This is a genomic window from Bacillus sp. MHSD_36 (assembly GCF_030757775.1).
In the GTDB taxonomy this organism is placed as follows: Bacteria; Bacillota; Bacilli; order Bacillales; family Bacillaceae_G; genus Bacillus_A.
Map to the genome: position 1 here is coordinate 1,040,906 of NZ_JAVBIS010000001.1, position 13,318 is coordinate 1,054,223.

At 31.1% G+C, this 13,318-nt stretch carries 13 protein-coding genes; 3 read left to right on the top strand and 10 right to left on the bottom strand.

Annotated features, from left to right (window positions below):
- Positions 1–18: 18 nt before the first annotated feature.
- From cutA to Q9B79_RS05520, 5 genes are all read right to left on the bottom strand, one after another.
- On the bottom strand, positions 19–357 hold the full coding sequence (gene cutA / locus Q9B79_RS05500; RefSeq protein ID WP_306182937.1) for a divalent cation tolerance protein CutA: 339 nt from the start codon (positions 355–357) through the stop codon (positions 19–21).
- Between the two features lie 30 nt (positions 358–387).
- Positions 388–846 carry a GNAT family N-acetyltransferase gene (locus Q9B79_RS05505; protein ID WP_306182938.1) on the bottom strand — a complete coding sequence of 153 codons (459 nt, stop codon included), beginning with the start codon at positions 844–846 and terminating at the stop codon, positions 388–390.
- A 76-nt stretch (positions 847–922) separates the two neighbouring features.
- Complete coding sequence (locus tag Q9B79_RS05510; protein ID WP_306182939.1) at positions 923–1,846, bottom strand: nucleoside hydrolase; 924 nt, start codon at positions 1,844–1,846, stop codon at positions 923–925.
- Between the two features lie 194 nt (positions 1,847–2,040).
- Positions 2,041–3,366 carry a family 8 glycosyl hydrolase gene (locus Q9B79_RS05515; protein ID WP_306182940.1) on the bottom strand — a complete coding sequence of 442 codons (1,326 nt, stop codon included), beginning with the start codon at positions 3,364–3,366 and terminating at the stop codon, positions 2,041–2,043.
- Positions 3,367–3,504: 138 nt separating this feature from the next.
- Positions 3,505–4,419 carry a DMT family transporter gene (locus tag Q9B79_RS05520; RefSeq protein WP_306182941.1) on the bottom strand — a complete coding sequence of 305 codons (915 nt, stop codon included), beginning with the start codon at positions 4,417–4,419 and terminating at the stop codon, positions 3,505–3,507.
- Positions 4,420–4,567: 148 nt separating this feature from the next.
- Between Q9B79_RS05520 and norG the strand changes: the two genes are divergently transcribed.
- On the top strand, positions 4,568–6,001 hold the full coding sequence (gene norG / locus Q9B79_RS05525) for an efflux pump transcription regulator NorG (RefSeq protein WP_306182942.1): 1,434 nt from the start codon (positions 4,568–4,570) through the stop codon (positions 5,999–6,001).
- A 45-nt stretch (positions 6,002–6,046) separates the two neighbouring features.
- On the opposite strand, the gene Q9B79_RS05530 is transcribed toward norG, so the two are convergent.
- On the bottom strand, positions 6,047–6,577 hold the full coding sequence (locus Q9B79_RS05530) for a DUF4269 domain-containing protein (protein ID WP_306182943.1): 531 nt from the start codon (positions 6,575–6,577) through the stop codon (positions 6,047–6,049).
- 174 nt (positions 6,578–6,751) lie between these two features.
- Between Q9B79_RS05530 and Q9B79_RS05535 the strand changes: the two genes are divergently transcribed.
- Positions 6,752–7,213, top strand: a complete 462-nt coding sequence (locus Q9B79_RS05535) for a DUF2306 domain-containing protein (RefSeq protein WP_306182944.1) — start codon at positions 6,752–6,754, stop codon at positions 7,211–7,213.
- Between the two features lie 271 nt (positions 7,214–7,484).
- Here Q9B79_RS05535 and Q9B79_RS05540 read toward each other — a convergent pair whose 3' ends face one another.
- Positions 7,485–8,348 carry a glycerophosphodiester phosphodiesterase gene (locus Q9B79_RS05540; protein WP_306182945.1) on the bottom strand — a complete coding sequence of 288 codons (864 nt, stop codon included), beginning with the start codon at positions 8,346–8,348 and terminating at the stop codon, positions 7,485–7,487.
- Positions 8,349–8,393: 45 nt separating this feature from the next.
- Complete coding sequence (locus tag Q9B79_RS05545; protein ID WP_306182946.1) at positions 8,394–9,194, bottom strand: GNAT family N-acetyltransferase; 801 nt, start codon at positions 9,192–9,194, stop codon at positions 8,394–8,396.
- Positions 9,195–9,688: 494 nt separating this feature from the next.
- Here Q9B79_RS05545 and Q9B79_RS05550 point away from each other — a divergent pair, with 494 nt between their 5' ends.
- Positions 9,689–10,387 carry a hypothetical protein gene (locus Q9B79_RS05550; protein WP_071716368.1) on the top strand — a complete coding sequence of 233 codons (699 nt, stop codon included), beginning with the start codon at positions 9,689–9,691 and terminating at the stop codon, positions 10,385–10,387.
- 40 nt (positions 10,388–10,427) lie between these two features.
- Here Q9B79_RS05550 and Q9B79_RS05555 read toward each other — a convergent pair whose 3' ends face one another.
- Positions 10,428–11,732 (bottom strand): MFS transporter, encoded by a 1,305-nt coding sequence (locus tag Q9B79_RS05555; protein ID WP_306182947.1) that lies wholly within the window; start codon positions 11,730–11,732, stop codon positions 10,428–10,430.
- Positions 11,733–11,844: 112 nt separating this feature from the next.
- The gene (locus tag Q9B79_RS05560; RefSeq protein ID WP_306182948.1) at positions 11,845–13,068 is read right to left on the bottom strand and encodes a methyltransferase domain-containing protein; all 1,224 of its coding nucleotides are present in this window, start codon (positions 13,066–13,068) and stop codon (positions 11,845–11,847) included.
- Between the last annotated feature and the right edge of the window lie 250 nt (positions 13,069–13,318).

Below are 13,318 nucleotides of genomic sequence, written 5' to 3' on the forward strand. Positions count from 1 at the left end.
CCCTCCCAGTTATTTACTTTATATTTGATTAAAATAGTCATTTAATATCGGTATAATATAAATCATAGGTGTTTCATACGGATGAATTTCGTTAATTACTTCAAGTGCATCCTTTACAAGGTCCTGTTTACACTTTATTTCAATTTTACATTCTTGCCCTTCGCATATTTGACCAACTTCTCCGTTAAAAGGTGCTGCATCGTCTAATGGTCTCCAGTATCCTTTCACGGAACTATAGGAAAGACAATGGTCATATTTTCCTGTTTTACAAGCACCAATTCTATTTAGCTCATCCCGTAATATCTCAATGTATTCTTCAGGAATAAACACTTCGATTTTCACTTCCGAAAATTGCATCTTTCCTTTCACACCTTTACTTTATAATACCTAAACAAATAAACGATACACTTGCTCCCCATCATAATCATGTCCCAATGGTTGAAAACCGTAACGTTCATATAATTTCTTTGCAGAGAGATTATCTTTATGTACCGTTAACCTTATTTCTTTACAAGCCTTACATGTATTTTTTATTAAATAGACACTTTCCTGTAATGCCGCTTTTCCGTACCCATTCCCTTGCTGCTTTTGATCGATAATAAATCCATTTATCCAATACATATCTGTTGTCTCTTTTATAACAGCATGCATAACAAAACCAACCATTAGCTCGCCGTCGTATATCGCAAATGGTATGTATTCTACATTGTCACCATCTGGTTTGATATATACTTTAGCAAGTGAAACTGCTACGGATGGAACAAATTTCAACTGATTCTCTTTAACTTGTAGCTTTAATGCTTCTTCCCAATTTTCTCTCGTAACAACCTTTAACTGGACATTCAATATTGTAAGCTCCCTTATATAGAGGATGTATGTTTATATTCAACGTAGTGAAATAATTCCCTTTTTCGACAACAACTTATAACATGATTTTTATAAAATCTTGAATGAATTTTTGTTCATCTATTTCTAATGCTATATGGGCTCCTTCAGATATAGAGCTAGGGCGAAAATCAGCAAATGTTTGTCCTTTCGTATCTCCGTATGTATCTACATTTACTGTACGATACACAAATTCAAAAAAACTTGGATTTACTAATCCACTTATTGCAACCACATCATGTAGCAAAGGTCCTTCGATAGATGGATTAAGTTTTTTGTATGCGGATAGATAGTAATCATACATTGGTTTCATTATCATATGAAATGGATTCTTTGTATTAGCTTGAATATAGTTAAATACATTTGGTGTTAACACAGCTTTGTTTGTTACATTTAAAGGGAATATTAATAAATTCTTTGCTTGATGGAAAACAATTTTACTTGCTATAGGATCGCCATACACGTTTGCCTCTGCTAATGGCGTAACGTTTCCTACTTCTAAAAAAACACCACCCATGAAATATATTCCTTTTACATTTAGCATTAAATCATTCCATAAATTAAAAGCAATTGCTAACGAGGTAGATCTTCCTACATCAACAATCGTTAAATCTTTTCCGTACTTTATAAGAATCGCAGCAATACTGCCAAAATTGTATATTGGAATAGATAATACTTTTTCTGGAACATGGATGGGACCTAATCCTTCTGCTCCGTGAATTTCAGGGTAGTACGTAGTAATTTCTTCTGTAAGTGGTTTTGTTGCACCACTAATGACAGGAATGTCTTGTCTATTTGCTAACTGTAAAATATACGCTGCATTATGTGCAGCATGTATATGCTCAACATTTCCGTATCCGGTTACAATACCGACAATTTCAATTTCGGGATGCAGTAAACCATACATAATGGCAAATGAGTCATCAATACCTGGGTCTCCGAAAAACAATACTTTTTCCAAGAAATACTCTCCCTTCACAAAAACATAGAGTCATCAATAACTATGTATATGAAAAAAGCAAGTATATCTATGCGAATTTTAGTATGGATAATGTTTTACAAAATATTAAAAAGGAACTAGCTTATGCTAATTCCTTTCTTAAGTAACTATTCTCAAATTTAATTATTGTATCCTTCATAAATTGCATCATTTATTTAATTTTGTAATTTTTTATCATCAGGTACAGGTTTCCACCAATTTCCTGTAACAAATAACATAGTTAATAAATTATAACTATCACTAAAATAGCTTTCTCTCTTATTCTTCATCCAATCCCAACCGCTATTTACCCACTTTTGATTATTGCTACTCGTTATACTTGCAGCAATAAATGGTGAAACAAATACAGCAGTTGGATAACTACCAATATTGGATCCATTTAATTGATAACCATCCACAATTTTAGAAGGGTTTCCATTCGTTTTATTTTGAATCCATGAAGAGACTTTATCAGAAATGACTTTACTTCTTTTCTCGCCGTACATCGCATAGTCCATTACAATTCTCAATGGTACTCGACTAGCATTGTAATAATATGCATTTGTATATTCTGACTCATCTAAGAAGTCTTTAGGTGCGGGTTGTGGTGGTTTTTTTACAACGAAATCTGAAATAAGTCCTGTATTTGGAGAGTACTTATTACTAAATTGCGTATAAACATCGTACAAATTATTAATAACAGTAAGCCAAGTTTTATCACCTGTAAATTCATAAAATGCTCTAAGATGTGACATCATCCAATCAGATGGTCTCGTATCAAGTGAACTTTTAGAATCCCAATCTCCTAAATTTAGTCGGTTATTATTTGTAACATTACTAGCTTTAATACCTTTTGTAATCATGTCTTGTGCTTCTTTCAAATAATTAACTGTTCCATTAGATCCCCACTGCTTATGAGCAAGAAGAAGAGAATACGCAATATCTAAATCCCCATCAGTAGCAGAATCAAAATGACCTTGTGCTTTTTTACTATCTGCGACAACCCATCCCATTAAATTAGGATTTTGAGAACTTTTAAAAGTTCTTGCTGTTTTAAATAAACCGTCATAGATTTTTTGAGCATTAGAATCATAACCAGCCATTAATACTGTAATTATCATCCCATACCCTTGACCTTCTGAAGTTCCAAGTGGCTTAAACCCATCCGCATCACCCGTAATCTCTCCTTTTACGTAATAACCACCAGGTAAAGAAGATAAATCATTTTTCAAATATTTCTTTTTCCAATTATCGTAGTAACTTCTTACAGAAGCATTTAAACTTTCCTGTGTAACATGATTCGGTTTTATAACACCTGCATAATTAACTTGCTGGGGAAATGGTTTCATTTCCTTTGCAGCAGCTACTTGTTGATTAACTATGGGAATTGAATTTTGTACTGAATTTTCCGTTACAATTGCTGCGAAACTAGAATTAGAAAAACTAGCTAGTCCGATTCCTATAATAGAAATACATGTGAAAATTTTTCTTTTTCCATTCATTATGTTGTCATCTCCTTTTAAAATGCTTACTACATAAAATGTAACATACAATATTTAACTGAAATACAAAATATTATATTTATCAACATAAGAAAGAAACTATATGAAAAAGTATTATAAAATTATTATTGAATTACATTATACGGATTGATTATTTGCTAAATTCCTATGTTTTTCTTTTCTGAATACTGGTATATGAGCAATCACAACTCCAAGTATAGTAATCCCTCCGCCAATTATCGAAACTAAAGTTGGCACTTCTCCTAACCATATCCAAGCAACAAAACATGCAGTTATTGGCGTTAAATATAGAGCACTTGTTGCTTCAGAAGCACCCGCACGAGATATAATATAGGCCAATGCAATATACGGGAGTACTGTTGGAAAGACACCTAAATATATAACGCTCAAGTTAACTGCAAGAGGAGCTGCTAGTATTTCTTGATAAACACCGGGTAAGAAAATAAGCATACATACAGTACTAGACAAAATTGTATATATGGTAAATGGTAAAAAGCCGTATTTTTTCAAGTAAGATGTTTGGAAAACGAAAAATAGACTTTCTGAAATCGCCGCTAATAATATAAATAATCCCCCGCTATTTAATTGAATAGCATCGCCCTGGCTAAATGAAATTAAGGCAATTCCTGCAAAACTAATTACACCACCAAGCCAACCATTTAATTTCATTTTGTCATTCAAAAAAACAGAAGCAAATATTGCAGTTACTATAGGCGTGACTGAAATAATTAAACTTGCAGATCCAGCATTTACTGTTTTTTCGCCGTAATTTAATGCGATGTGATAAATAGTAAACCCTAAAGCACCAAATATAAAAATTGCTGGGATATCCTTTAAATCAGGTAGTCGTAGTTTGTATATAAAAGAAAACACTAGAAGTATACATGAAGCGATTAATAAACGTAGTAAAGTAAGATGTTCAGGTGTATAAGATTCAAGTCCCATGCGAATTGCTGGAAAGGCCGTTCCCCAAATTAGAATTGTAAAAGCATGAGCACATATAATCCGAAAATCCCATTTTTTATTATTCATGTTTTCTCTCCCCCTTCAAACCAACCATTTGTTAATTACCAATTATTTCTTTTCATCATATTTGATAGTTGATACAATGTCTTCAACCAATTATTTATCGTAAAAACCAACCACTTAGCATTTTTAAAGTGAACGAGGGAGTTTTTTTATGACAATTAATAAAAAACTGCCTAAGTATCGGCAGATAATAGACTATATGAAAGCAAAAATTGAAAATGGAGAATGGCCAATCGGAAGTAAAATTCCTAGTCAACGGCAGTTAGCTAAATTATTTCATGTAAATCGAAGTACTGTAATAACTGCGCTAGATGAACTAATGGCAGATGGCTTAATTCAAGGACAAATCGGAGCAGGAACAGTTGTAACGAATAATACATGGTCATTATTAGCGACGAACCCCCCGCCTGATTGGAGTAAATATGTAAAGGCTGGTATTCATAAACCTAGCAAGTTAATGGTAAGAGAAATAAATGAAGCAGAAGCAAATAAAACACTTATCCATCTTAGTAAAGGTGAACTTGCGCCTAAACTTTTTCCGCTAGAAACTATGCAGTCCATTATGAAAAGCGTAAGTGACGAATTAAATTATTTTGGATACGAAGAACAAAAAGGGTTTTACCCGTTACGTGAAGCAATAAGTAAATACGTAAAATCATTCGGAATACATACGTCACCGAGTTCTATATTAATCGTCTCTGGTGCATTACAAGCATTGCAATTAATATCAATTGGTCTTTTGCATAGAGAATCAACTGTTTTACTTGAACAACCTTCTTACTTATATTCACTTCATGTATTTCAATCAGCAAATATAAATTTATCTGGTATAGCTATGGATCGTCACGGTGTTTTACCTAACGAATTATTAAAACGCATTAAATATAGTCAAAAGAAAAACATTTTATATTCTATCCCTAGTTTTCAAAACCCAACAGGGGTATTAATGTCTAAAGAGCGAAGAAAAGAAATAATAAAAATATGTGAAAAGGAACAGTTACCTATTATTGAAGATGATATTTACCGCGAGTTATGGATTGATGAACCACCTCCAGCTCCTTTAAAGTCGATAGATAAACATGGACATGTATTATATATTGGTAGCCTATCTAAAACACTTAGCCCAGGACTTAGAATTGGATGGATCATTGGACCCGAACCAGTTATTGATAGATTGTCAGATATAAAAATGCAAACAGACTATGGATCGAGTTCGTTATCCCAAAGAGTCGCTGCTGAATGGATAAAAAAAGGTTTTTATGAAGAACATGTAGCGAACGTAAGAATGCAACTAAAAGAACGAAGACAAATTATGATACGGGCTTTAAATAAGTATTGTGCAGATGTTGCAACGTGGGATATTCCTAGCGGCGGATTCTTTATATGGCTAAAGGTTATACCTAGCATTCCGATGAAGAAATTATTTTCAGAGGCACTATCAAAAGGAATTCTCTTAAACCCAGGGCGTATTTATGAAGAAGAATCAGATCAATACATTCGTTTATCATATGGATATGCTTCTCCAGAGCAAATGACTAACGGGATTAAATTACTGAGTGAATTAATTCGTAAGCTAATGGCATAACAAAAACTCCTCTTTTATCTATAGAGGAGTTTTTGTATATCTTATTTACCACAATCTCATTTCCTGCCCTAACAAAATAAGTTCCTCATAAGGATCTCCGTCAATATTTAATATTTGAGCAAAAGCAGGTTCTGTTTTCAAACCGTTTTCTTTCAAGCGAATAATTTCTTTCCTTATATGAGGATGCTGCATTAATAGCATATGCTCTACTATCATATGTCTATATGCATTTTGATTACGTACTGGCTTAGGCTGAGCGAATAATTCAAATTCAAAACCTTCAAATTTAAAATTTACCTTTATTGATTCAGTATTTTTCATTTTTTTCTTTTTTATTTTGAACCCTTCATAAGAACCATATAAAGATCTCATTTCTTGTTCAAAAACATCAAAGTTATGTACTTCCATTACTATATCTAAGTCAGATTGAAGAGTATCAATTCTTATAGGGATTGTCCCACAAAGAACGGGACTATACAGAGTTAAATCCTCCATTATATTTAGTTTGTTCAAAACATCATATACCTTTTGTTGCTTATCATTCCCTGATTGTAAATATGTAATAGATGTAAACATGGAAGTCTCTCCTTCATTTCACGTAATACGTGTCTCACTAAATTCACGAAAAATTTGTCCGTTTAAACTCGTTCTAGAAGTACCTTTACTTCAATATATTAAGGCGAATAAACAATATGTTTCAACTTTTCTCCTATACTGCAATACTATAAAAATAAAAAAGGAGGAATTATTATGAGCATTTTCAACATTCTTTTAGCCATCCACATTTTATTTGGAACGATATGTTTAATCACCGGTATTGTAGCGATGGTTGCTCAAAAGAAGAAAGGAAAACATACGGAATGGGGTGAAATATATCATGCATCCTATGTTGTGATCACCGTTACTGCAATTATATTATCCATTATAAACTGGGATAAAATCGCATATTTATTTTATGTAGCACTTTTCTCTTATTCATTTGCGATTTATGGCTACCTAGCACGAAAAAAACGTTGGAAAAATTGGCTGCATCACCATATTAGAGGTATGTTAGGCTCTTATATTGGTGCTGTTACTGCACTTTTAGTAAATGTCGGTATTCATATTCCCTTAATTAATTTACTGCCACCTATATGGTTTTGGTTTTTACCTACATTAATCGGTATTCCTCTCGTAGCCAGTGTATCAAAAAAATATAAAAAGCGTAGTTAAAATTCATTACATTTTCGTTACTTTCTGATGATTATTACGAAAAATCATACTCAATGTAATATTTTATTAACAAATTCAAAATTGCATTGCTTTAAGTTAGTCACTTAGAGCTAAAGAAAAAGAATCCAATAAAAAATATTGGATTCTTTTTCAGATTTCATTTCAATATCGGCTTTATATATTCAATGATGTTACCATTTGGACCACAAATTATCTTTGTATACTTGTGGGTATTTGTTTTATTGGTTCAGTGATAATTACACCATATAGTTTAAGATTGTACTAAAGAATGTAAACGATCCGGATAATTCGTAAACATCCCGTCAACGCCCCATAAAATTAATTTTTTCATATCTTTTTCATTATCTACAGTAAATGGATGAACTTCTAATCCATGTTTCTTTATTCTCTTTACATAAGCTGAATCTATATATTTATAGTTCATTCCAAGACCGATGCAGTATGTTTTATACTTTTTTATCTCTAATTCAGTTAATTGAACTGCCTTTTTGTAAGGTAGTAATTGTACTAGCGGTAAAGTAACATCTAAACTATGAATTTTTTGCAGACTTTCTTCACTAAATGATTGAATTATAACTTTATCATTTATTTCGTATTGCTTTATAATTTCTAATAGCTTTTCTTCCATACCAGCATATTCATCTGGCGATTTTGTTTCAATGTAATAATTAACATTATGCCCGAACGTTTCAATAACTTCTTCTAATGTTGGAACTGTTACATTTTCATATTCTATCTTTGATAAAGTTGGATGTTTTTCATTAAAAAAAGAACCTGCATTTAATTGCTTTAATTCTTCTAATGTATGTTCCCTAACTAGCCCTGTACCGTTTGTAGTACGATTTACTGTTTCATCATGCATAGCTACTAAATGTCCATCTTTTGTCATTTGAAGATCTATTTCTATATAATCACCCTTCAATTGTTGTCCTAATTTATATGCTGCTATTGTATGTTCAGGCGCATAAGCAGAAGCGCCTCTATGAGCAATGTTTTTTATTTGATTTGATTGATTAATAGCTTTCATGTACTTAAGTTCAATTACTTTATGAAAAATAAAAGTACCTAGTACTATAAAGGCGTAAATGATTGTAACGATATATATATTTTTCATAATGATGTATTAACTCCTACATGAAAGCAATTTGGCTTGGATAATTTATTCAAATAAATGTCGATTTTCAAATACCGTCATTTGTCCAACAGATTGAAAACCAGCGTTTTTATAAATATTAATCCCATCAGGTGAAGCTTGTAATACACATTGAGCAACGTTTAATTCCTTTGCTTCTTGCAGTAAGTAATTAAACATAGTAGAACCGAATCCTTTTCCTCTCATTTCTTCTTTCGTTGCTATATCATAAATACCAATACTATCTTGTGTACATACTAATGAACCCACCGATACGACTTCATCTTTATAAAACCCTAAGTACAGTTTCATATTTTCACTATTCCATAAATGGAAAGAAGCAGTTTGATTGTAGAATGATTGTACATATATACCTTCCTCTGATGTACCAAATAGACTAGCTAACGCTTCTCCAAACTTTTTAATTTGTCCTGACGAAGCTGCTTTTTGTATCGTAAAACCTTCTGGCAAGTTTATTGTTGGATGTATTGTATGTAAGTTTGCTACCATCGCGATATTTTGTTCTGTTTCTTTTAATCCAAGCTTTATTAATTCATTCTTTATATTACCCTCTAGCTTCTCGTCCCAAAACCAAACACTCATTGGATATTTCTTTTGATTAAAGTATTCTATCTCCTTATATAGTTTCTCGAAACCTTCCGTTAAATGATTGTCTAGTAAAGTAATGATATTAAATGTATCTGCAGGTAAACCACAGTCGACAGCGATGTAATCCTTCGTTTCTTTTACATGCATTCCCTGTGCCTGCCGCGTAATATATGAAGTTTTATATGTAAAATTATCTATTAACAACTGTTTAAAATTCATTCATTTTTCTCCTTTCATAATATTTGTGTTCGAATACTTCAGTATTAAATATAACATATAAGAAATGTACCTATTTCTATAAAAATATCTCTTTACACCCTAAAAGAATTAAAAATGATATAACGTTGTCGGAATGAAAAAAGTGGTATATAATAAATATTAACATTACTAGTAATTATTTTAGGTATTCCTAGAATAAAGGAGCGATACATATGAAAATTACTATTTATTTCGGAAGTCATGAAGATCAAGATGTTCGTACTATGGACTGTCATTTAGATGTAGAAGATACAGAAGAGATTGTTTCTGTATCATAATATAAATTGTTGGGATGAACCCTCTTCCCTGCAGCGTTTAAGGCACCTTTTATAGGTGTCTTTTTTGTTGTTTTTTCTTCAAAAACCCTTTACTTTAGAGCGTTTTAATAGTAAAATATAAATATACGAACAAACGTTCTTTTTATTTTAAACGTACATGAAGGGATGATTTTAAAAATGGCTCCATTAAAGCGCAGAGGAAGAAAAAAGCAAACACCTATTATTTCAAATACAGGCTTTATCGGCTCTGTCTTTATTGATACATTGGAGTTACAAAAGAAGTCCTATTATTTCGCTCGTAAAAAACTTCAAATTGTTCATCATGTATTAGACGGTCTATCTGGAGCAACAAGTTCCCTATTTAAAGAACATAACATTTCAGCATTTATGTCATGTGTGTATTTACATAAACAAAAGAAAATTGGATTCGTTCTTTCGACGAAACCATTTGAACAAAGTGATGGCGTTGCTTACTTTATAAATTATTTAATCGAAAAGAATTTTTATGGTAACGAGGAAATAGAATATCAAGAAGTATTTAATACGGGTTTTATCGGTGTAGTGTTCGCTGATTTATGCAGTATAGATCGTTTTAATTTCGAGTTTGAAATGGGTATGTTAACGAAATTAATGAAAGATATGATTATTCCGGTTAAAGAACTCTTTTTACGCCACAATGTACCGGCCTACATCTCGACTTCTCATTTAGAAGAACAAAACAAATTAGGTTTCGTTCTATCTGTAAAACCATATGATGAACGTGCAGAAGCAGATTTATATTTTGAAGCGTATTTAAAAGAACGCGGTTTATTTATTGGTGATGAAGAAGATGATATTGATAAGATTGTTATTAGAAAAACAGCTGAATTACGATAGAAAAGCGCAGGATGTGGATCCTGCGCTTTTTCGATATTATTTAATTACGTTCAACACTATACCCTTTTGAATGAATTTCTAAATTCAACTTATTTGAATAAATTTTATTCAAAATAAGAAATACGATTCCTCCTCCAATTGGAATCGTGTAAGCTGGAATATGATTTAATAATAGGCCTGATAATACCAGTGCTATCGGCTGCATCATTTTACCTATACTTAATCCAATACTAAGCACTCTTCCTCTATATTCATCTGGAATCTCTTTTTGCATAAAATAAATTAAAGGAATATCGATTAATGCTATCATTAGCCCGAAAAAGAACATAATAGCGCAATACATAGTAACAAATACAATATTATTTACTTCAATACTTTTGAATAAAACAGGGATACCTGAAATGATCATAAAAATTGCCAACATAAAACTTATTTTTTTTAATAAATAGGAATAAGAAAAAAGATCAGTTATCTTTTTTACAAATATTGAACCAACTATCATACCTATTGGAAAAGTCCCTTGAATCATACCAAATTGTTTAGAACTAAGATTGAGAACTGTATTAATAATGTATGGAAATGGGACAGTTACAGAAAAACCTAAGAAGAAATTAAGGTGAATTAATATACTAAACGTATTCTTTAAGCTTTTCCTCTCCATTAAGTAAGAGTAGCCCTCCTTCATATCTTTAATAAAATTAATTTCTTTAATTGAACATTCCTCATTTATGTTTTGCTCAAACAATTTAAAGTTAATAAATAATATGGATATACCTGAAAGAATAAATGAAATACCGTTTATAATGATAAATGTTTTAATATCAAAGACTGCAAAAACAATCCCCCCTAGCATAGGGCCTAGAATTAAAGAAATAGAATCGATAATTTTACTTATAGAGTTAATACTCATAAGCCTCTCTTTAGAGACAATATTTGGTTTTGTAGCTTCTAACCCTATTCCAAAAAAGGTTGTAAATATAGTCATAAGAAAGGTTGTAGTATAAATGATGAATAAGTTTAATCCATAATGGCTGCATACTATATAAACAGCTATTAATAAGCATCCACTTAGTAAATCCATACAAACAACTAGTTTCTTTTTATTAACTTTATCAGCGATTACACCAGCAAATGGATTCATAACAATCATTGGAATCGTTCCTAAAATAAGCGTAATCGCGAAATTTAAAGCAGATCCGGTTATTTGTAATACATACAATCCTAATGCGAAACTATAAATAGAGCTACCGAATATTGATACTGTTTTTGCAATTGAATATAAACAAATATTTTTTAGTTCTTGGTTGCTTTTTTTATTTTCTATATGTAACCGTAAACTTGCCATAACTTTTCCCCCTGCCTAATTTTGTATTACGTACATTGTAAGTTCTTGGGTCAACCCAATCGCAATATGTACGATTTGAATAATTTTAAGGGGAAATAAATAAAAGATGGGGTTAACCCCATCTTTTTCCGAAAAATGAATATGTATAAATTTCTTCACCTTGAACAAAGAAATCCTCGTACTTTCCGCCTCGTTTCAAATAATTTGAAGTACTTTCATCAATGGATTGAAACTGTAGATTTTGGAGTTCTTTTTTTATTTTTGAAAGTGTAAAATTTGCTCGAAAGTTATTTGTGATTTGGCTATTTGAGCTGAAATTTTTAAATAAAATAAATAAGCTTAATAAATAACAATTAGATTTAAAAAGTGGATTTAATTCGTGAAGTAAAAAATTCTCATGTTCAAAACTATAATTACTCGTACCAGAATGATCGATTACAATATCAACAGACCGATTCTGAATAGGGGTGTTCAAAAAATCAGCACAGATAAAGAGAATGTTTCTTTTCGGATTTCTTCTCGCTAATACATCCTTTAAAAATAAAAGTTTATTGAAATCTCGATCCACTGCGATATATAGGCAATCTTCGGGTAGTTCTTCATAAATGCTCCTCAAAAAGAACCCAAGTCCTGATCCTATATCTAGTATTAATTTGTTATTTAAATCTAACTGTATTAGTTTCTTTTTCGCCCATTCCCCTTCTCTATGCATATTTTCCAAATATGCATTATCAGTTTCATAAATATAATCCGAAATAATATTTTCAAGTGACGTTTGTTCATTTGCTTTAAATAATTTACCAGCAGATATAATTCCTGAAGTAATAATGTATTCTTCTCCACAAATACAAATTAACTTTCCTTCAATAATTTGATTGTTAGTAATAATTCCATCTTGAAGAATTAATTTTTTGCTACACTTAGAACATGTCAGTAAATGTAATACACTTAAATCTATCCCTATAATTGAATTAGAAGTTTCATTTGTTAATAATAAATCATGTAACACTCCCTTTAATTTATCCCGTTTCTTCTCCAAAAGTTCTATTTCCTGTTCCATCTTGTCATATTTCAGTTTAAATAAAGATTGGTAAAAAGTATCTTTTTCGTAATTCATAGATTTCGCTAAATTTTTATAAAAAAATAGTTCTTTAATTTCATTCAAGCTAAATCCTAGGTCTTTGTAATGTAAAATAAGTTCTAAATCTGTTTGACAATACTCATCAAAAAAATAGTGTCCACCCTTTTTTTCAGGAATAATGAGACTAAGATCCATATAATGTCTAATTGTATCAATACTTAAATTATTTACTTCTCCAAACTTACCGATTTTCATAATATCCCTACCATTTAAATATTTTCTTATATAGATTTCTATTTTTATCTTTAAAAATCCTTTTCCCTTTTTTATCAACATTATTTATATTGTTGTGCCTAATAATATAACATGCAACTTTTGGTTTTATGTATGTCAAATTATGAGTATCAAAAATATTAAACCTCAATAGATTTATTATTTTCTACTTAATGAAATGTACCTATAAATGGACATTATAGCATTACTTTATTGAACTATTGGAGTAGGA